Annotated in this window: 18 protein-coding genes and 1 pseudogene; 9 read left to right on the top strand and 10 right to left on the bottom strand. The window is 68.7% G+C overall.

Going from position 1 to position 18,804, the window contains the following annotated elements:
• Positions 1–63: 63 nt before the first annotated feature.
• The gene (locus HD841_RS11970) at positions 64–1,032 is read right to left on the bottom strand and encodes a cysteine synthase A (RefSeq protein ID WP_179509109.1); all 969 of its coding nucleotides are present in this window, start codon (positions 1,030–1,032) and stop codon (positions 64–66) included.
• A 187-nt stretch (positions 1,033–1,219) separates the two neighbouring features.
• On the opposite strand from HD841_RS11970, the gene HD841_RS11965 reads away from it, so the two are divergent.
• The 4 genes from HD841_RS11965 to aat all read left to right on the top strand — a co-directional run bounded on the left by HD841_RS11965 (position 1,220) and on the right by aat (position 3,884).
• Positions 1,220–1,606 (top strand): hypothetical protein, encoded by a 387-nt coding sequence (locus HD841_RS11965; RefSeq protein WP_179509108.1) that lies wholly within the window; start codon positions 1,220–1,222, stop codon positions 1,604–1,606.
• A 110-nt stretch (positions 1,607–1,716) separates the two neighbouring features.
• Complete coding sequence (locus HD841_RS11960) at positions 1,717–2,427, top strand: ParA family protein (RefSeq protein WP_179509107.1); 711 nt, start codon at positions 1,717–1,719, stop codon at positions 2,425–2,427.
• 37 nt (positions 2,428–2,464) lie between these two features.
• Positions 2,465–3,079, top strand: coding sequence for a glutathione S-transferase (locus tag HD841_RS11955; protein ID WP_179509106.1), 615 nt, complete (start codon positions 2,465–2,467; stop codon positions 3,077–3,079).
• 73 nt (positions 3,080–3,152) lie between these two features.
• Positions 3,153–3,884 carry a leucyl/phenylalanyl-tRNA--protein transferase gene (gene aat, locus HD841_RS11950; RefSeq protein WP_179509399.1) on the top strand — a complete coding sequence of 244 codons (732 nt, stop codon included), beginning with the start codon at positions 3,153–3,155 and terminating at the stop codon, positions 3,882–3,884.
• A 35-nt stretch (positions 3,885–3,919) separates the two neighbouring features.
• Here the strand turns inward: aat and HD841_RS11945 are convergent.
• The 5 genes and pseudogenes from HD841_RS11945 to HD841_RS11925 all read right to left on the bottom strand — a co-directional run.
• Positions 3,920–4,153 (bottom strand): annotated as a pseudogene (locus tag HD841_RS11945) (DUF2155 domain-containing protein); the annotation flags it as partial.
• A gap of 200 nt (positions 4,154–4,353) precedes the next feature.
• Positions 4,354–4,749 carry an NADH:ubiquinone oxidoreductase subunit NDUFA12 gene (locus HD841_RS11940; protein ID WP_179509105.1) on the bottom strand — a complete coding sequence of 132 codons (396 nt, stop codon included), beginning with the start codon at positions 4,747–4,749 and terminating at the stop codon, positions 4,354–4,356.
• A gap of 256 nt (positions 4,750–5,005) precedes the next feature.
• Positions 5,006–5,503, bottom strand: coding sequence for a DUF192 domain-containing protein (locus HD841_RS11935; RefSeq protein WP_257015476.1), 498 nt, complete (start codon positions 5,501–5,503; stop codon positions 5,006–5,008).
• Positions 5,504–5,507: 4 nt separating this feature from the next.
• Positions 5,508–6,110: a cold-shock protein gene (locus HD841_RS11930; protein ID WP_179509104.1), complete on the bottom strand. Its 603-nt coding sequence runs from the start codon at positions 6,108–6,110 to the stop codon at positions 5,508–5,510.
• Between the two features lie 64 nt (positions 6,111–6,174).
• Complete coding sequence (locus HD841_RS11925; protein ID WP_179509103.1) at positions 6,175–6,705, bottom strand: regulatory protein RecX; 531 nt, start codon at positions 6,703–6,705, stop codon at positions 6,175–6,177.
• 97 nt (positions 6,706–6,802) lie between these two features.
• On the opposite strand from HD841_RS11925, the gene HD841_RS11920 reads away from it, so the two are divergent.
• The 4 genes from HD841_RS11920 (at position 6,803) to HD841_RS11905 (ending at position 12,728) form a co-directional block, all read left to right on the top strand.
• Positions 6,803–8,578, top strand: a complete 1,776-nt coding sequence (locus HD841_RS11920) for a fatty acyl-AMP ligase (protein ID WP_179509102.1) — start codon at positions 6,803–6,805, stop codon at positions 8,576–8,578.
• Positions 8,579–8,776: 198 nt separating this feature from the next.
• Entirely contained in the window at positions 8,777–9,523 is a 747-nt protein-coding gene (gene otsB / locus HD841_RS11915) for a trehalose-phosphatase (RefSeq protein ID WP_179509101.1), read from the top strand.
• On the top strand, positions 9,520–11,325 hold the full coding sequence (locus HD841_RS11910) for a glycoside hydrolase family 15 protein (RefSeq protein ID WP_257015474.1): 1,806 nt from the start codon (positions 9,520–9,522) through the stop codon (positions 11,323–11,325). Before otsB ends, HD841_RS11910 begins: the two co-directional genes overlap by 4 nt.
• On the top strand, positions 11,307–12,728 hold the full coding sequence (locus HD841_RS11905; RefSeq protein WP_179509100.1) for an alpha,alpha-trehalose-phosphate synthase (UDP-forming): 1,422 nt from the start codon (positions 11,307–11,309) through the stop codon (positions 12,726–12,728). Before HD841_RS11910 ends, HD841_RS11905 begins: the two co-directional genes overlap by 19 nt.
• Here HD841_RS11905 and HD841_RS11900 read toward each other — a convergent pair.
• From HD841_RS11900 to HD841_RS11885, 4 genes are all read right to left on the bottom strand, one after another.
• Positions 12,667–13,770 carry a mechanosensitive ion channel family protein gene (locus tag HD841_RS11900; RefSeq protein WP_179509099.1) on the bottom strand — a complete coding sequence of 368 codons (1,104 nt, stop codon included), beginning with the start codon at positions 13,768–13,770 and terminating at the stop codon, positions 12,667–12,669. The genes HD841_RS11905 and HD841_RS11900 overlap by 62 nt on opposite strands.
• 145 nt (positions 13,771–13,915) lie before the next feature.
• Positions 13,916–15,019, bottom strand: a complete 1,104-nt coding sequence (locus tag HD841_RS11895; RefSeq protein WP_179509098.1) for a PepSY-associated TM helix domain-containing protein — start codon at positions 15,017–15,019, stop codon at positions 13,916–13,918.
• A complete protein-coding gene (locus HD841_RS11890) occupies positions 15,016–17,043 on the bottom strand; it encodes a TonB-dependent receptor (protein ID WP_179509097.1) in 2,028 nt (675 codons plus the stop codon). The genes HD841_RS11895 and HD841_RS11890 overlap by 4 nt, the downstream gene beginning before the upstream one ends.
• Before the next feature lie 67 nt (positions 17,044–17,110).
• A complete protein-coding gene (locus tag HD841_RS11885; protein ID WP_179509096.1) occupies positions 17,111–17,548 on the bottom strand; it encodes a DUF2946 family protein in 438 nt (145 codons plus the stop codon).
• Between the two features lie 99 nt (positions 17,549–17,647).
• Here HD841_RS11885 and HD841_RS11880 point away from each other — a divergent pair, with 99 nt between their 5' ends.
• Entirely contained in the window at positions 17,648–18,316 is a 669-nt protein-coding gene (locus HD841_RS11880; protein WP_257015473.1) for a hypothetical protein, read from the top strand.
• The last annotated feature ends 488 nt before the right edge of the window (positions 18,317–18,804 follow it).

Here is an 18,804-nt window from a genome sequence, read left to right as displayed (position 1 = left end):
AATAAGCGGTTTGCGGTGGGTTAGACAGCCGGTGCGACTCGCGCCGCCGACCCCTCCGCCGCGTTATGCCAGCCCCTTCGCGGCGCGCCATTCAGGGTCGTACAGCGACGAGAGATAGCGGAAGCCGGTGTCGCACAGGATGGTCGCGATCCGCTTGCCCGGCCCGAGATGCCCGGCGAGCCGCACCGCGCCCGCGACGTTGATCCCCGACGACAGGCCGAGGCACAGCCCCTCCTCGTCGAGCAGCCGCCGCACCCAGCGATAGCCCTCCTGATCGGAGATGCGGAATTGCGTGTCGATCGGCGCGCCTTCCAGATTGGCGGTGATCCGCCCCTGCCCGATCCCCTCGGCAACCGAACTGCCCTCGGCACGCAGCTCGCCATGCGCGTAATATTCATACAGCGCCGCGCCGTGCGGATCGCTGAGCGCGATGCAGATCCGCTCGTCCTTCGCCTTCAGCCCCAGGCCGACCCCGGCGATCGTCCCGCCGGTGCCCGCCGCGCAGGTGAAGCCGTCGATCCGCCCCTCCATCTGCTGCCAGATCTCCTCGGCGGTGCCGACGATATGCGCGCGGCGGTTGGCGACATTGTCGAACTGGTTGGCCCACAGCGCATTGTCGCGCTCTTCGGCGATCCGGCGCGAGGTGTGCACGAAATGATAGGGGCTGGCATAAGGCGCCGCCGGAACCAGCACCAGCTCCGCGCCGAGCGCGCGCAGCGTGTCCATCTTCTCGCGGCTCTGCGTCTCGGGCATGACGATGATCGTCCGATAGCCCTTGGCATTGGCGACCAGGGCGAGGCCGATGCCGGTGTTGCCGGCCGTCCCCTCGACGATCGTGCCGCCGGGATGGAGCACGCCGCGCGCCTCCGCATCCTCGACGATGGCGAGCGCCGCGCGATCCTTGACCGACGCGCCGGGGTTGGCGAATTCGCATTTGGCGAAGATGTCGCACCCGCTCTCCTCGCTCGGCCCCTTGAGGCGGACGAGGGGGGTATTGCCGATCAGGGCCAGGGTATCGGGCGTCGTGTGCATCGCCGCTAGATGGCGCGTGGCGAGGCCAGCGGCAAGCGAAGCTAAGCTTCGCCGCAGCCAAGCCGGAGCACGTCGCTTGCGGCCGCCCTGCGCCGGGCGGCGTTCGGCGCATTTTCCCGAGCTAGGTCACATACGTCAGTCATCTTGCTTGACGCTCCTTGCTGCATGCGCGAAGCGTCGCGCCGCTATGAAGAGCCCTCTCCTCCTCTCCGCCACCGCCGCGCTGCTCGCGCTGGCGGCCTGCAACTCCAAGCCCAACTCGGCCGAAGTGCTCGATTCCAACCCCGATCCGATGGCCAACGCGCTGGCCAACCGCGGCCCGGTCGAACTGCCGCCCGCGATCAAGGCGGAGAAGACCTTCCGCTGCAAGGACAACAGCCTCCTCTACGTCACCCTGTTCGAGGGCGACAAGCTGGCGCTGGTCAAGACCACGCAGACCGGCACGCCGACGCGCCTGACCGCCGACAAGGCGGGCGATCCGCTGGTCGCCGAGGGCGGCTGGAAGCTGACCGGCGATCCCAAGACGATCACCGTCACCCAGCCCGGCAAGCCGTCGCAGAGCTGCAAGTCCTAACTGCGGCACCGCACAATCCCGGGGGCCGGTGGAGCGATCCGCCGGCCCTTTTGCATGGCGGCGCTCATCCGCCGTTGCCGATATAGGTCCATTCCGGTACGCACGCGCGCATGGCGACGATTGCGATCTACAGTTCGAAGGGCGGCGTGGGTAAAACCACGCTGTCGGTCAATTTGTCCTACAGCAGCGCCGCGGTGTCGAAGCGGCGCACGATCCTGTGGGATCTCGATCCGCAGGCATCGAGCAGCTGGGTGCTCGGCCGCACGCCGGTCGGCGATCATGCGCGCGCGCTGTTCACCAAGGACGCCAAGCCCGCCGCGCATACCCGCCCCACCGACGTCCCGCTGCTCGACCTGATCGCGGCCGACGATTCGCTGCGCACGCTCGATCTGGTGCTGCACGATATCGGCAAGCGCCGCCGGCTCGATCGCCTGATCGAACAGATCGGCGACTACGACCATGTCCTGCTCGATTGCCCGCCCGGCCTGACCGAGACGAGCGAACAGGTGATCCGCGCCGCCGACCTCATCGTGCTGCCGGTGATCCCCTCGCCCTTCGCGCAGCGCGCGCATGACGAGGTGGTCCGCCACCTCGGCGGCAAGGTGCCGGTGCTGCCCGTCCATATGATGGTCGACCGCCGCCGCCGCCTCCACGCCGATGCGCTCGCCGCCCATCCCGACTGGCCCGTCATCCCGATGGCGAGCGCGGTCGAGGCGATGGCCGAGCATCGCGCCCCCGTCGCCACCTATGCCCCGCGGTCAGCGGGCGCGCAGGCGTTCGCCAAATTGTGGACGACGATCGAGGCGCGGCTGGCGAAATAACCGACGCTTCCACCCCCATCTCGAAAGGATTGGCCCCATGCGTTTGATCGGCATGCTCGATTCGCCCTTTGTCCGCCGGGTGGCGATCACGATGAAGGCGATGGACCTCGCCTTTGAACACGAACCCCTGTCCGTGTTCCGCGACTTCGACGCGTTCAGCGCGATCAACCCGACGGTGAAGGCGCCGACGCTGGTCACCGACGACGGCACCGTGCTGATCGATTCGACGCTGATCCTCGGCTATCTCGACCGTATGGTGCCGGCGGAACGGCGCCTACTGCCCGACGATCCCGCCGCCTTCCTGGCGTCGCAGCGCGCGATCGGCCTGGCGCTCGCCGCCTGCGAGAAGACCGTGCAGATCGTCTACGAGACGACGCTACGCCCCGCCGACAAGCAGCACCAGCCATGGCTCGACCGCGTACGCGGGCAATTGCAGACCGCCTACGACCTGCTCGAGGACAGCTATGCCAGGGTCGAGGACTGGCTCGTGCCCGGCCGGCGGATGCAGGCGGACATCACCGCGGCGGTGGCGTGGCGGTTCACCAGCAACGTGCTGCCGGATGCCGTACCCGCGGCACGATGCCCGGCGCTCGCGGCGCTGTCCGCGCGGGCCGAGGATACGCCCGAGTTCGCCGCGCTGCCGCTCGGCTGACCGACCCGCTCGGGCCGGGCGGCAGCGTGCAGGCCACTTGCACCACCGCCCCGCCTGCGCCACCTCAGCGGTGATGGACATGCTTGATCCGCAAACCGTGCTCGGCGCCTATGCGGTCGGCGTCTTCCCGATGGCGGACCATCGCGACGCCGCCAGCGTCTATTGGGTCGAGCCGCGCAGCCGCGCGATCCTGCCGCTGGACGGCTTCCGCCTGTCGCGCTCGCTGCGCAAGACGATCGCACGCGACCGGTTCCGCGTCACCGCCGACACCGCGTTCGACCGGATGATCCAGCTCTGCGCCGAAAGCGCCGAGGATCGGCCGGACACGTGGATCAACAGCGGTATAGAACGCGCCTTCGTCATGCTGCACCGGATGGGCTTCGCGCACGCGATCGAATGCTGGGAGGGCGACGAGCTGGTCGGCGGCCTCTACGGCCTTGCGCTCGGCCGTGCCTTTTTCGGCGAATCGATGGTCAGCCGGCGCACCGATGCCTCCAAGGTCGCGCTCGCCTGGCTGGTCGCGCGGCTGAAGGTCGGCGGCTTCACGCTGCTCGACTGCCAGTTCCAGACCTCGCACCTCGCCTCGCTCGGCGCGGTGGAGATCGACCGGTCGGATTATTGCGCGTTGCTCGCCGGGGCGCTGGAGGGGACGATCGGCTCGTCGGGCGTCGCGTCGGCATCGTCGGCGGCGGGCGACTTCTTCGCGCTCGACCGGCTGCCCGCGGGCGCACCGCCGGACAGCGATGTCGTCTCCGGCCCGGTCGCCGGCCAGGACATCGTGCAGCTCTTGGTCCAGACATCGTAGACCGGGTGCTGGACGACGTTGAGCGCGGGCCGCTCCTTGAACAGCCAGCCCGAGAAGGTGCGCCGCCACTGACGGTCGCTGCCGCGCACGTCGAGCTGGACGAAGGCGCCGGTAAGCTGGTCCTGCTCCCAGGGCGCGGTATGTTCGCAGGCGCGCAGGCGCACGATCGCATCGTCGACCCGGACCGCCTGCCCCGGCTTCAACGTGAGGTCGCGGCTGATGCCGTTGCGCTTGTTGAGCAGGCCGACCACCGCCACGCGCTGCGCCATCGGCGTGCCGCCGGTCGGCAGCGCGACATCGGTGGTTTCGACCGTCTCGATCGCCTCGCCCGGATTGGCGCCGCTCGGCGTGAAATCCTGGACGGCGACCGCGCGGTCAGCCTCCTGCGAGCGCTGCCACGCGCGAAAGCCGAACACCCCGGCCAGCCCCAGCACCACCAGCAGGACGCCGGCGGCGAGCCAGCGTCGCGTCACCCTTCCGGCGTCCAGGCTTCGTAGTCGCCGGTCGCGGCGGCGCGCTTGCCGCCCTTCTCCAGCGCGCCCGAGGGGCGATAGGCGAGCGGCGTCCCGGTCATGTTGGGCACCGGCGGCTTCTGCCACGGCCGCGGCGCGGGCAGCGCGCGATCGGGCACGTCGTCGATATGATGGTGCAGCCAGCTGAACCATTCGGGCGGCACGCGGCTGGCGTCGTTCGCGCCCTCGTAGATCACCCAGCGGCGCGCACGGCCGCTGCCGTCCTTGCCCCCCTGATAATAGACGTTGCCAAGCGAGTCGGTGCCGACCTGAGTCATGCCGCGCAGCCCGTAGAGCATCGTGCCCCAGGATGCGCCGTTCCACCAGGTAAAGGGATTGAGGTTGATGCCCATGATGCGCCTGCGCTTACCCGCTGCGGCGGCGCCCTTCAACCGGGGATCGTAGCGTTGGCGGCGTTGGGGCGGAAGCATGGTGCGGCGAACACCGGAAACCACGGCGTAGGTCGCATGTGCGGACCTGCCCCTTCAGTGCCGCCGAACCTTCGCGCCTAAGCGCCTACGCACGCCGGGAGCCGTGGTGCCTCCGTCGCGGCAATACGAAGGCCCGCCCGTATCGGGTCACAGGACAGCCCAACCTCCGCAGGTGCCGTCACTTGGGCCAGGTCACCTTGTCGCCCTCGGCGATGCCGAGATCCGCGGCGCGGCCACCGACCAGTTCGAGCACCGCGACGACCGGCTCGCGCGAGGGCACCGGCGTTTCAGAGAAGGGCACGGTGTTCTCGACCAATGTCGCGATCGTGCCGTCGGCACGGATGAACAGCATGTCGAGCGGGGTCGGCGTGTTCTTCATCCAGAAATTCGCCTCGCGCGGCGCGCCGCCGCCGGGGGGATAGGGATAGAAGAGCATGCCGCCATCGGGGTTGAGGTCGGTGCGGTACATCAGCCCGCGCGTCTGCTCCGCGGTGGTGACCGCCCGCTCGACGCGGAAGACGTGCGGGCCGTTGGCGCTGGTGATCGTCACCGGCAGCATCCTGGCCGTCGCTTCGGTCGCCGCCGTGCCGGTGAACACCCCCTGGCGGAGGGCGATCAGCGCCACGCCGATGCCGAGGACGGCGATCACCGCCAGGATCGCCTTCGATCCGATCATGATCCTAGGCCGGCTCGACGCTGACGGCGAGCGGGCCCTTGCGGCCGGCGACGATGCGCGCGCGCAGCCGCTGTTCGGGCTCGATCGCGCCGACGCCCGCGCGGCGCAGCGTCTCCATATGGACGAACACGTCGCTGCCATCGCTGTCGCGCACCAGGAAGCCGTATCCCTTCAACCGGTTGAACCATTTGACCGCGACGCCCTCGAACGGCCCCGCCTCGTCGATCAAGGCAACCGGATCGACGCGGTCGGCGGCGCGCGGCGGGCGCGGCGCCTCTTCGACGGCGTTCGACAGGTCGATCGCGACCACTTCGCGCGCCTGATAGCCACGGCCACGCTGCACCGCGAGCGTCTCGACCCGCGCGCCCTCGGGCAGGCTGCGGCGGCCATAGGGTTGCAGGACGGAAAAATGGATCAGAACGTCGCCGAGCGCGCGATCGTCGGCGACCGCGAAGCCGAAGCCGCGCGTCACGTCGAACCATTTGATCACCCCGGCGATGGTGATCGGCCCCTCGCCGTCCTTGGTCGCGGATTGCACACCAGCACGGTCGCCGGGCGTCACCCCGTCGTCGCGCTCGTCGCCCTCCCATTGCGGCTCGCTACGCATCACTGCACCCCTATTGACGCTACGCTAGCACGGTTCATCGCTGCTGCAATTGCGAAAGGGGGGTCTAGTCGAAATCTCCCAGCTCCGCTTCGTCCCGCGCTGCGACAATCCGTTGGGACAAGGCCATTGCATGTCCGGCGCGAAGCATGGCGGCGAGTTGCTTGTCGCGGACCGCGCGGTCGTCGTTGGGCGGCCCGAACGGCCCGATCCGCTTGCGGCGGGCGAAGGTCAGCGCCGCTGCCGCCGCCTGTTCGCGGATCGCCGGCGCCAGCTCTTCGGTCTCCGCCTCCCCGACCCGCGCCTGGCGCAGCGCCATCGTCACCCGCCGCGCGCCCAGCCCGCGCCGTGCCAGCGCCGCCGCCTTGCTCTCGGCGTACAGCCGGTCGTCGACATAGCCGAGATCGGCCATCCGCTGCGCCAGCGCCTGCGGATCGGCGGCCTCGCCGTCCCAGCCCCGCTCGCGGATCTTGCGGTGCAGATAGTCGGCCAATTTGCCGCGCGTCGTCGCGAACCGCTCGACATAGCGCAGCGCCAATCGCTCCAAAGCGGCGGCATCGAGCGGGGGAAGAGTGCGCCGTTCCTGCCTCATGGCCATGTTGTTGCCACACTGGCACCGGATTTAGAACGATGATCGCGCGTTATAGCGCACAGTAAGATGGTTTCGCCCGATGGCGAATGAACAGGATTTTGTGATGACCGAGCAGTCTGCGCCTTCGCCGACGCCCCAGATGGCGGCCACGCCGACGCTGGACGACCTGCCCCGTCGGTATGCCGATTTCGCCACGCTGGGCGACGCGCTCGACTATGCGGCGCAGGGCGTGCGCGGCCTCAACTTCCACGATGCGCGCGGTGCGCTCGCCCGCCCCTATCCCTTCGCCGAGCTGCGCGCCGATGCGATCCTGATGGCCTATCGCCTGATCGGCGCCGGCGTGCAGCCCGAGGATCGCATCGCGCTGGTCGCCGAGACCGGGCCGGAATTCGCCGCCCTGTTCTTCGGCGCGGTCTATGCCGGCGCCTGGCCGGTGCCGCTGCCGCTGCCGACCTCGTTCGGCGGCCGTGATTCCTATATCGAACAGCTCCGCGTCCAGCTCGCCAGCTGCGAACCCAAGATGCTGATCTTCCCGCCCGAGCTGGCGGCGATGGCGGCCGAGGCGGCCCGGCTCGCCGGCACCGAGGGGCTCGACTGGTCCGAGTTCGGCGCGCGTCCGGCGCCCGCGACGGCGCTGCCGCAGGCGGACGGGCAGGCGATCGCCTATCTGCAATATTCGAGCGGCTCGACCCGCTTTCCGCACGGCGTTGCGATCACCCACCACGCGCTGCTCAACAATCTGGCGGCGCACAGCCACGGCATGGAGATCGCGCCCGACGGCACCGATCGCTGCGTCAGCTGGCTGCCCTGGTATCACGACATGGGCCTCGTCGGCTGCTTCCTGTCGCCGATCGCCAACCAGGTCTCGACCGATTACCTCAAGACCGAGGATTTCGCGCGCCGCCCGCTTGCCTGGCTCGACCTCATCAGCCGCCACGACGGTACGACGCTGAGCTATTCGCCGACCTTCGGCTATGACATCTGCGCGCGCCGCATGTCGTCGCAGACCAAGGCGTCGCAGCGCTTCGACCTGTCGCGCTGGCGCGTCGCGGGCAACGGCGCCGACATGATCCGTCCCGACGTGATGCAGGCGTTCGTCGACGCCTTCGCCGACGCCGGCTTCAAGGCGAGCGCCTTCCTGCCCAGCTACGGCCTCGCCGAGGCGACGCTGGCGGTGTCGCTGATGCCGCCGGGCGAGGGCATCCGCGTCGAACTGGTCGAGGAGACGCAGCTGTCCGGCGGCGCCGATTCGATCGCGGCCAACGACGGCCCGCGCCCGCAGCGCTTCCGCGCCATCGTCAATTGCGGCAAGCCGGTGCGCGACATGACGGTCGAGATCCGCGAGGAGGACGGCACTCCCCTGCCCGACGGCGCGATCGGCAAATTGTGGTGCAAGGGGCCGAGCGTCATGGTCGGCTATTTCCGCGATTCCGCGGCGACCGACGCATGCATGAGCGACGGCTGGCTCGACACCGGCGACATGGCGTACATGTCGAACGGCTACATCTACATCGTCGGCCGCGCCAAGGACATGATCATCGTCAACGGCAAGAACCATTGGCCGCAGGACATCGAATGGGCGGTCGAGCAGCTGCCCGGCTTCAAGGCGGGCGACATCGCCGCCTTCGCGATCACCACGCCCGGCGGCGAGGAGACGCCGGCGGTGCTGGTCCAGTGCCGCAGCAGCGACGAGGCCGAACGCCAGCGGCTGCGCGAGGAGATCCGCGAGCGCGTCCGTTCGGTGACCGGCATGAACTGCGTCATCGAACTGATCCCGCCGCGCACGCTACCGCGCACCAGCTCGGGCAAATTGTCGCGCGCCAAGGCCCGCAACCTGTACCTCAGCGGCGACATCAAGCCGTACGCGATCGCCGCGTAACCGGGTGGACGCGGGCGAGCAGGCTCGCGCCCGCCCCCGCCGCGTCAGCGCTGCGGGCAGCCCTTTCCGTTGGGCCGGGGCGGAGTTCGCGGAGGGGCGCTTTTCGTCCCGACGTAGCGGCAACTTCGGCAAGCTTCGCGCACCGCGGCCGCCGCCGCCACCTTGACCCCCGCAGCCCAATCCCCGACACCGCGCCGCGTGACCGATCTCCCCCCGCCCCCCGCCGACCTGCTGCGTGACGCCGCGCTGTTCCTCGATTTCGACGGCACGCTCGTCGAACTGGCCGACCATCCCGAAGCAGTCGCGGTCGACGCCCGCCTCGCCGCCCTGATCGAGCGGCTCGCCGACGCGCTCGACGGGCGTGTCGCGATCATCTCGGGCCGGCCGGTCAGCGGCATCCGCGCGCTGTTCGGCGATCCGCGCTTCGCCGTCTCGGGCAGCCACGGCCTCGAAGTGCTCTGGCCCGACGGCCGCCATACCCGCGCGGAACGCCCGGCGGCCCTCGACCGTATAGTGACCGAGATGAAAGCCTTCGCAACTGCAACACAGGGTGTGCTGGTCGAGGAAAAGCCGCTGGGCGCCGCCCTCCACTATCGCGCGGTGCCCACCGCCGAGGCCGAGGCGCACGCGCTCGCCGGCCGGCTCGCCGCCGACGCCGGCCTGCACCTCCAGACCGGCAAGATGATGGTCGAGGTGCGCGTGCCCGGTGCCGACAAGGGCACCGCGCTCACCGCCCTGATGCAGAGCCCGGCGATGGCCGGCAAACGCCCCGTCTTCCTCGGCGATGACGATACCGACGAACCGGCGATGGTCGCGGCGCGTGCGCTCGGCGGCGCCGGCGTGCTGATCGGCGCGCCGCGGGCGACCGCCGCCGCCTATCGTCTCGAAAGTGTCGCACAGACCCTCCATTGGCTCGAAGCCGCAACCGAAAGCCTCGCTGCATGACCTCTACGCCCGACGCGTCCGCGATGAGCGTCGACCTCTGGCCGATCGGCAATTGCCAGGTCAGCGCGCTGATCGACCGCGCCGGTCGCTTCGTCTGGGCCTGCGTGCCCCGCGTCGACGGCGATCCGCTCTTCTCCGCTCTGGTCGGCGGTGCCGAGCCCGACAGCGGCTATTGGGCGATCGGCATCGAGAATTCGGTCAAGGTCGAACAGCATTATATCCGCAACACGCCGATCCTGGTCAGCACGCACACCGACGATGCCGGCAACGTGCTGGAGGTCACCGACTTCTGTCCGCGCTTTGTGCGGACGGGGCGCACCTACCGCCCGGTCGCCTTCGCGCGCATCGTCCGCCCGATCGCCGGCAGCCCGCGCGTCACCGTCAAGCTGCGCACCACCTGCGGCTGGGGCGGCACCTGCCGCGAGCAGATCGGCGGCTCCAACCATCTGCGCATCGTGCTCGATTCGATGCAGTTGCGCCTCACCACCACCGCGCCGATCGGCATGGTGCAGGAAGAGCGCGCCTTCCGCCTCGAACGGCCGCTGCACTTCTTCCTCGGGCCGGACGAAAGCTTCAGCGGCGACCTCGCCGAGACGGTCGAGGCGATGCTCGCGCAGACGATCACCGAATGGCAGGAATGGGTGCGCGGCCTCGCCATCCCGCTCGAATGGCAGGATGTCGTCATACGCTCGGCGATCACGCTGAAGCTGTGCCAGCACGAGGAGACCGGCGCGATCGTCGCCGCGCTCACCACCTCGATCCCCGAACATGCCGGGTCGGAGCGCAACTGGGACTATCGCTATTGCTGGGTGCGCGACGCCTATTACACGGTGCAGGCGCTCAACCGCCTGGGCGCGCTCGACGTGCTGGAGGGCTATCTCGGCTATCTCCGCAACATCGTCGACAGCGCGGCGGGCGGCCACATCCAGCCGCTGTATGGCGTGCTCGGCGAACCGACGCTGGAGGAGCGTTTCGCTCCCGCCCTCGCCGGTTATCGCGGCATGGGTCCGGTGCGCGTCGGCAACCAGGCCTATGAGCAGATCCAGCACGATGCCTATGGCCAGATCGTGCTGTGCAGCGTCCACGCCTTCTTCGACCAGCGGCTGTTCCGCCAGTCGGGTCGCGAGGATTTCGAGAGCCTGGAGCATGTCGGCGAACGTGCCTGGCAGTTCCACGACCAGCCCGACGCCGGCCTGTGGGAGCTGCGCACGCGGCAGAGCGTCCACACCTATTCGTCGGCGATGTGCTGGGCGGCATGCGACCGGCTCGCCAATGCCGCGCAGGTGCTCGGCCTCCAGGAACGCTGCGCCTTCTGGCAGGATCGCGCCGACAAGATCCGCGCCGAGATCGAATCGCGCGCCTGGCGGCCAGAGACCAACCGCATGTCGGCGACCTTCTCGGGCGACGATCTCGACGCCAGCCTGATCCAGTTGCTCGACCTGCGCTTCTTCGAGCCCGACGATCCCCGCTTCATCGGCACGCTCGACGCGGTCGAAAAGGGGCTGCGCCGCGGCAGCCACATGTTGCGCTACGACACCGAGGACGATTTCGGCCTGCCCGAAACCGCGTTCAACGTCTGCACCTTCTGGCTGATCGAGGCGCTGCACTTCACCGGCCGGCACGCCGATGCGCGTGCGCTGTTCGACGAGATGCTGGCACGGCGCACCGCAGCAGGGCTTCTTTCGGAGGATATCGACCCGACATCGGGTGAATTGTGGGGTAATTACCCGCAGACCTATTCGCTGGTCGGCATGATCAATTGTGCCGCCCTGTTGTCAAAACCATGGAGTTCGATCCGCTGAGCCGCCTGATCATCATATCCAATCGCGTTTCCGCCCCGAAGGGCTCCGACTCGGGCGCACAGGGCGGCCTTGCCGTCGCCCTCGCCTCCGCATTGCGCGAATATAAGGGGATCTGGTTCGGCTGGTCGGGCGATCAGACCGACGAATATACCGGCCAGATCACCTTCCAGCGCAACGAGGGCGTCACCACCGCGACCGTCGACCTCGAAGAGCAGGATATCGACGAATATTACAACGGCTATGCCAACCGCACCTTGTGGCCGCTGTTCCATTATCGCGTCGATCTGGCTGAATACGAACGGGAATTTGCCGGCGGCTATCAGCGCGTCAACGAACGCTTCGCCGATACCGTCCAGCCGCTGATCGAAGAGGACGACGCCGTCTGGATCCAGGACTATCACCTGTTTCCGCTCGGCGAGGAATTGCGCAAGCGCGGCGCGACCAACCGGCTCGGCTTCTTCCTGCATATCCCCTGGCCGCCGCGCCGGCTGCTGTCGATCCTGCCCGAGGCGCAGGCGCTGGTGCGCAGCCTGTTCGCCTATGACGTCATCGGCTTCCACACCGACGAATGGCTGCATTCGTTCCGGGATTATGCGCTCGCCGAACTCGGCGCGCAGATGGAGGGCGACGAGCTGGTGCTCGACGACCGCCGGGTGAAGGTGATGGCCTGCCCGATCGGCATCGACGCCAAGGAATTCGCCGGCCTTGCCACCAGCACGCGCGGCCGCCTCGCCTTCCGCCAGATGCGCGACGCCGCGGTCGGCCGCGACATGATCGTCGGCGTCGACCGGCTCGATTATTCCAAGGGGCTGGAGGAGCGGTTCCTCGGCTACGAACGCTTCCTCAACGAGCATCCCGAGGAGCGCAAGGAAGTCACCCTGCTCCAGATCGCGCCGCCGAGCCGCGCGACCGTCGGCAGCTATCAGAAGATCCGCAGCAACCTCGAGGGGCTCGCGGGGCGGATCAACGGCGCCTATGCCGATATCGACTGGGTGCCGATCCGCTACGTCAACCAGGGCTATCCACGCGACGTACTCGCCGGCATCTATCGCGCCGCCAAGATCGGCCTCGTCACGCCGCTGCGCGACGGCATGAACCTCGTCGCCAAGGAATATGTCGCGGCGCAGAACCCCGAGGACCCCGGCGTGCTGATCCTGTCGCGCTTCGCCGGCGCCGCCTGCCAGCTCACCGACGCGGTGCTGATCAATCCCTATTCCGCCGAAGAAATGTCCGACGCGATCATGCTCGCGCTGCGCATGCCGCGCGAGGAACGGATCGAGCGCTGGACCAAGATGATGGACGTCATCACCCGCGAGGATATCGGCTGGTGGCGCAAGACCTTCACCGATGCGCTGATGGGTCCGGGCCTGGAGACGGAGCAGGCGCAGACGGAGCCCGCATGATCCGCTCGCGGGGCAGCGCCTCGGGCATCTCGGCGCGGATGAAGGCGTAGATCGCCTCGCGCACGTCGCAGCGCAGGTCGAACGCGGTCGAGGCGTCCTTGGCGGTCATCAGCCCGCGCAGCTCCATCGTCCCGTCCGGCTTCGAGTCGGTCACCTGGAGGTTGAAGAAACGCTGATCCCAGCGTGGATTGGCGCGGACCACCTCCTCCAGCTTGGCGCGGATGCGCGGCACGTCGGCGGCGGGATCGAGGTACCAGAACACCGAGCCGAGCAATGCACTGGTCTCTCGGGTCCAGTTCTGGAAGCTGTTCTCGAGGAACTTGGACACCGGCACCACCAGCCGCCGGTCGTCCCAGATCCGCACCACGACATAGGTCAGGCGGATATCCTCGATCCGGCCCCATTCATTGTCGATGATGACGACGTCGTCGATGCGGATCGGTTCGGTGAACGCCATCTGGATGCCGGCGATCAAATTCTTGAGCGCGGGCTGCGCCGCGGCGCCGATCGCGAGGCCGGCGACGCCGGCGGAGGCGGCCAGCGTCACGCCGATCGTGCGGACGCTGGGAATGCTCATCAGCATCATCATCACGGTCAGCAGGATCAGCACGAACACGCCGATCCGGTGCAGGATGCTGATCCGCGTCCGCCGCCGCCGCGCGCGGAGGTTGTCGGTGGCGGTGATATCAAACCGCACCTCGCTGAGGTCGCGATAGGCGGTGAGCGCGGCGAGCAGCATCCAGCCGAACATCGCCGGGGTGAGCAGGCCGATCACCCGCTGCCAGATCGTCTCCCAATAGCGCGGCAGGTCGAGCCCCGGCCCCGACGCGGCAAGCGCGACGCCGATCATCAGCCAGAAGGTCGGCCGCCCCAGCCGGGCGATCAGGATGTCGTCGGTCTTCGTCGCGGTCCGGCTGGCGACCTTGCGCAGCACCGCGAACAGGACGCGATGGACCAGTCCCAGCACCAGCACGAACGCCAGCACCCCGGCCAGCCGCCCCGCCCATTCGGGCAACGTCACGTCGAGATAGGGGATATGCATCGCCCTAACACGCACGACACAGGTTAAGGCTCCCTTGCCTGCGGTAAATCATGTTGCAGGTGCGAAGACGGTCCACGCCGCCGCACTCCCGCATGACCATACATCCTCTCTTCGCGCCTTCGCGCCTTCGCGTGAAACCCCTTCTTCACCGGCCCGCAGACCGCGCCCGCACCCGCCACCGCCAGACACCGGTGACGAACAGCACGGCAGGCAGCAGCCCCGACACGAACACCAGCCAGCGCCCGAACAGCCCGAACGCCTCGCCGTCGTGCAGCGGACGCAGCCACGTCAGCAGCACGTCGCCGCCGCTGTCACGGCGCTCGTCGCGCACCGCGAGCACCCGCCCGTCATAGGGATCGAGCCACACGTTGCTGCGCGGGAAGCGCCGGCTCGGCTCGCCGGGCACCGCCAGATTGACCCGCACCACCCCGCGCGCATCCGCCGGCGTCTCGATCCACGCCAGCGCGGCGCCCGGCAGCACCCGCTCGGCGCGCCGCACCAGATCGTCGAGCGGCAGGAATCCCGTCGGCCGCGGTTCGCTCGCCAGCCTGGGCGTCGCGGACAGCGGTGACACCCGCGCCACCACCGGCCGGACCTGATCGGGGAGGTCGAGCAGCGCACCCGTCGCGGTCACGACGATCAGCACCATTGCGCCGCCGATCCCGCTCCATTTATGCCAGTCGTACAACCGGCGCGAGCGCCCCGCCCCCCGCTTCCACGCCAGCGAGCGCCGCCAGCCACCCGGCCGCGGCCACCATGCCCACAGCCCGCTGACCAGCAGCGCGAGCATGACGAAACCGGCGATCCCCATGGCGATCGCCCCGGGCCCTTCGAGCAGCAGCCGGTAGTGGAGGTCGTAGATCCACGTCGTCCAATATCCGCCCCAGAAGCCGCGCCGCACCACGCGCAGGCTCACCGGATCGACCCACAGCATCATCGGCGCGAACGCCCGGCCGCGCGTCTCCACGGGCTGGTAATAGCGGACCGGGATCGGCCCGCCGTCGGGCGTCACCTCGATCCGCCACGCACCCGTTCGCGCCGGCTCGGCGCGGCGCAGCGCCTCATACACCGCCTGCCACGACGGCGGCCGGGCGCCGGCTTGCACCCGCGCCAGTGCCGGATGCAGCGCAGTGTCGAGCGTGGTGTAAAAGACCAGCACGCTCCCGGTCAGTCCGGTCAGCACGAACAGCGCGCCGATGCTCAGCCCCAGCCACAGATGGATGCGCCGGACGAGGACCCGCGCCTTCACAGCGTCAGCCGCACGCTGCCATAAAGCGCGCGGCTGTCGGCGGGCGAGTGCAGCACCTGCGTTCCGTCGTACCAGACATATTCGTACCGGCGGTTGCCGAGGTTCTTGAGCTGCGCCGCGACCTCGAGCTGCGGCAGCACCCGCCACGCCACCTCGCCGGTCACCACCAGATAGGCGCCGTAGCGCGGCAGGGTGTTGGCGGGCGTCAGCTCGTAGCTCGATTGGCCATTCCCCCAGAGCGACACGCGCCACCGCTCGACAGGAACGACGTCGATCCCGCCGGAGAACAGATTCTGCGGCACGTGGTCGATCCAATTGCCCGCCTGCGACGGGGTCGCCGGATCGGGCGTGACGATCCGCGCGCGCTGATACGAATAGGCGCCCCACAGGTTCGCCCCCCGCACCGGCGTCACGCTGAGTTGCACGTCGAGCCCGCGCCGCCGCGTCGCGCCGAGATTGTCGCTGTCGCCCGAGGGATCGTTGAGCCGCCGCTTGATCTCGCCGCTCGCGGTCTGCTCCCACAGCGCGACCCGCGCCTCCAGCCAGCGCCCGCGCGCCAGCTTGACGCCCGCCTCCCAGCCCTCGTTGATCGATGGTGCCAGGTCGGTGGTGCGCGGCGGCACCTTATAGGCACCCGCGCCGACGCCGATCTGGAACGTCCGGCCGTAATTGCCATAGGCGGTGACGCCCGCGACCGGCGTGATCGCGACGCTCAGCTTGGGCTGGCTGATCGTGCCATAATCGTTGATCGGATAACGCTGCCCGTTCATCCGGTTGCGCAGCGTCCCGGACACCGTGTCGAACCGCCAGCCCGGCGTGATGCTCAGCCACGCGGTCGGCTCGATCACCGCCTGCGCATAGCCGCCCGCGACGGTCAGCCCGAACGCCTGATCGCGCGTCTGGCTGGTGATGCGGCGGTCCGCGGTCAGATAGCGCAGGCTCTCATTGTCCTGCACCTGCACGTCGCCGCCCACTTCGAGCATCAGCCGGTGCAGGACGGCGACCTTGGGATGATAATGGAGCGTCGCCAGCCCGCCATATTGATCCTCGCGCGCCAGCCGGCGCTGCTGCGCGACGGTGGCGGAGAAGCGGACGTAGCGGTCGTCGTCGAGCGCATTGGCATAGCCCTTGGCGCTCAGCGCCAGCGTGTCGGTCAGGTCGACGTCGAGGTGCAGGCTGTACTGGACCATCTGCCGCCGCCCGCCGTCGCTCGCCGACACCGCATAGGAGCGGCGCCGATCGGCATAGGCATCCGCGTCGGTGAGATAGCCGGGCTCCTGCGCCTCGACCTGCGCGTAGCGCGCGATCCCACCGAGCCGCACCGCGCCCCAGTCGTAGAACCATTTGCCGGCGAGGCTCACGCGATCGAGCCCGGCGTGATCGCGGAAGCCGTCGCTGTGCCGGTAGCCGACGAAATAATTCTGGCTGAGCCCGCCCGTCTCGAGGCCGGCGGAAAGCTGTCCCTCCGCGGTGCCGAACGCGCCGCCGAGGCCGCGCACGTCGAGGTAATTGCCGCCGATCCGCGTCGTGATATCGGCGCTGCCGGCGATCGCATGCAGGCCATATCGCGGATCGGCGGTGCCGCGCACCAGTTCGACCTGCGCGATATCGAGCGGCATCACCGCGTCGATGAACGGCATGCCGCCGTCATTGGCGTTGCTCGGGACGCCGTCGATCAGCAATTTGACCGCGCTGATCTCGCCCTCGCCGTTGAAGCCGCGGATCGAGAAGCGACCCGAGGTCGTCCCCTGGTTGAAGTCGGTCAGCGAGACGCCGGGTAGCCGCGCGAACAGCTCCCAGCTGTTGTCGACGCTCTGCCGCTGCGCGACATCGCCGCCGAGCCGGTCGATCGAGGTGACGATATTGCTGGTCGAGCGCGCCATGTCGCGCGCGGTGACGACGATGTCGCCGACCGAGAAACTGGTGTCGTTGGCGTCCGCATCATGGTCGTGTCGCTGCGCCCATGCCGGTGCCGCGAGGGCAAGCGCCACGCTCGCCGCCGTAGCGGTTCGTAAGAAGATCATGCAGGCAATTCCCGATCCTGGCGCGTGCCCTCTCCCGGGCCGCACCGTCAGTGTCGTTGTGGATGGATCAGGAGTGGCGTGGCGGTCCGCGCATCGGGGGCCGCAGATAGGCGCGGTCGCGCAGCGCCGGCCGCGGCGCCGCCCGCACGCCGAGCGCCATGACGAAGGCGATCGCCAGCACGAGCAAGGCGGGATCGACCGGCGTCGTCGCGACCTGCGCCAGCCCGGCATAGGGACAGGGCATGTCGGCAGCCGGATGATCGGACTCGCGGTGGCCGTCCCGCTCGTGATGGCTGCCGCGCACGTGATGAGCGTCACCATGCGCCATCGCCATCGCCGTTGCGGCGACCGGGCCGAAGCCGTCGCACAGTTGCAGCACCGGCCGCCCGTCGATGGTGCCGACCATGAAACCCGCCGGCACGAGCAGCCGCACCGCAAGCGCCAGCGCCGCCAGCCACAGGGCGAGCGCACGATGATCCAGCAACAGGCGGCGGAGCGACGTCACGCGAACGTCTTAGGCGACGCCACCGCAGCTGTCATCGACTTGATTTCAGTAGGATAATCGTAATGCGCGCGGGCTATTTTTCCGTCTATTATGAAGATCATGCACCGGTCCCTGCTCCGCCCGCTCCTCGCGCTGTTCCTGCTGCTCGGCACGCTCTTCGGATCGGCACCGGCCTGGGCGGCGGTGACGATCACCTTCTGGAGCCACGAGCTCGGCAACAGCTTCCCGCACACCTTCTTCACGCTCCGCGGCGTGCAGGACGCCGGTGGCCCGCCGGTCGACGTCAATTACGGGTTCACCGCCAAATCGATCTCGCCGGCGCTGCTGATGGGCAGCGTCGCGGGGCGGCTCGACATCTCCAAGCCCTTCTACATCGGCGGCAGCGACGCGCAGTTCTCGGTGGTGCTGAGCGACGCGCAATATGCGCAAATGCTGGCGCTGATCGCCGCCTGGGATGAGAAGACGGGCGACGGCCGCTACAATCTCAACGACCGCAACTGCATCCACTTCGTCAAGGAAGCCGCGCGGATCGCCGGGCTCACCAACCTCGACTATCCCAAGCTGATGAAGAAGCCGCGCTCGTATCTGCAGGCGGTGGCGGCGGCCAATCCCGATCGGGTCACGATCATCCGCATGCACGGCAAGGCCTATCTCGCCTCGCTGCCGCCGCTCGCGGCCGTGCCGGTGACCGTCGCGGCGACCGGCACGGTGCCGGCAGTCACGCCCCCGGCACCGACGGCGACCGTCCAGCCGATCCCCGCGCAGTAATCATTTCTCTAGGGGCCGGGGTCCGAAGGGCGGATGCTCCGCACGCAGCGAGAGTAAGCCCGTCAGGCGGCATCGACATTCCGTATCCCAGCGACATTCCTCCCCCGCCAGGGGGAGGTGGCATGCCGAAGGCATGACGGAGGGGGAGGTAAGCGACATCCCCCGTTGTATCTCCCCGTCCGTCGCAAATCCGCCAAGGAGAGAAATGTGATCGAAGGTCGACCCCACCCAGGTTGGTTCGACATACAAGATTCGGAGGAATGAGGCTGGCTGTCGATCCGGCCTAATCACCCCGTCGCCCCGGACGTGTTCCGGGGTCCAGCGGGCCACAAGGGAACGGTGTCCCATCAAACCTTTCTCCTCGCCGCAGGGTAGACCCCGGAACACGTCCGGGGTGACGGACAAGAAGAGGATGCCGACCGAACCACATCATTGCGGCGATAGGCGATAGCCCTCCCCCGGCGGGAGAGGGATTGGATCGAACGTCG

The organism is Sphingomonas melonis (assembly GCF_013409985.1).
GTDB classification, from domain to species: Bacteria; Pseudomonadota; Alphaproteobacteria; order Sphingomonadales; family Sphingomonadaceae; genus Sphingomonas; species Sphingomonas melonis_A.
Note: the sequence above shows the minus strand (reverse complement) of the source record. Positions and strands in the feature narration are given on the sequence as shown.

What these genes read in the sequence shown, in the direction of transcription:
- HD841_RS11880 (WP_257015473.1), top strand. Translation starts at nt 17,648, where the DNA reads ATGCACCGGTCCCTGCTCCGCCCGCTCCTCGCGCTGTTCCTGCTGCTC.
- HD841_RS11925 (WP_179509103.1), bottom strand. Translation starts at nt 6,705, where the DNA reads ATGGCCATGAGGCAGGAACGGCGCACTCTTCCCCCGCTCGATGCCGCC.
- HD841_RS11910 (WP_257015474.1), top strand. Translation starts at nt 9,520, where the DNA reads ATGACCTCTACGCCCGACGCGTCCGCGATGAGCGTCGACCTCTGGCCG.
- HD841_RS11890 (WP_179509097.1), bottom strand. Translation starts at nt 17,043, where the DNA reads ATGATCTTCTTACGAACCGCTACGGCGGCGAGCGTGGCGCTTGCCCTC.
- HD841_RS11960 (WP_179509107.1), top strand. Translation starts at nt 1,717, where the DNA reads ATGGCGACGATTGCGATCTACAGTTCGAAGGGCGGCGTGGGTAAAACC.
- HD841_RS11930 (WP_179509104.1), bottom strand. Translation starts at nt 6,110, where the DNA reads ATGCGTAGCGAGCCGCAATGGGAGGGCGACGAGCGCGACGACGGGGTG.
- HD841_RS11900 (WP_179509099.1), bottom strand. Translation starts at nt 13,770, where the DNA reads ATGCATATCCCCTATCTCGACGTGACGTTGCCCGAATGGGCGGGGCGG.
- HD841_RS11940 (WP_179509105.1), bottom strand. Translation starts at nt 4,749, where the DNA reads ATGGGCATCAACCTCAATCCCTTTACCTGGTGGAACGGCGCATCCTGG.
- aat (WP_179509399.1), top strand. Translation starts at nt 3,153, where the DNA reads ATGGACATGCTTGATCCGCAAACCGTGCTCGGCGCCTATGCGGTCGGC.
- HD841_RS11920 (WP_179509102.1), top strand. Translation starts at nt 6,803, where the DNA reads ATGACCGAGCAGTCTGCGCCTTCGCCGACGCCCCAGATGGCGGCCACG.
- HD841_RS11935 (WP_257015476.1), bottom strand. Translation starts at nt 5,503, where the DNA reads ATGATCGGATCGAAGGCGATCCTGGCGGTGATCGCCGTCCTCGGCATC.
- HD841_RS11970 (WP_179509109.1), bottom strand. Translation starts at nt 1,032, where the DNA reads ATGCACACGACGCCCGATACCCTGGCCCTGATCGGCAATACCCCCCTC.
- HD841_RS11955 (WP_179509106.1), top strand. Translation starts at nt 2,465, where the DNA reads ATGCGTTTGATCGGCATGCTCGATTCGCCCTTTGTCCGCCGGGTGGCG.
- HD841_RS11965 (WP_179509108.1), top strand. Translation starts at nt 1,220, where the DNA reads ATGAAGAGCCCTCTCCTCCTCTCCGCCACCGCCGCGCTGCTCGCGCTG.
- HD841_RS11905 (WP_179509100.1), top strand. Translation starts at nt 11,307, where the DNA reads ATGGAGTTCGATCCGCTGAGCCGCCTGATCATCATATCCAATCGCGTT.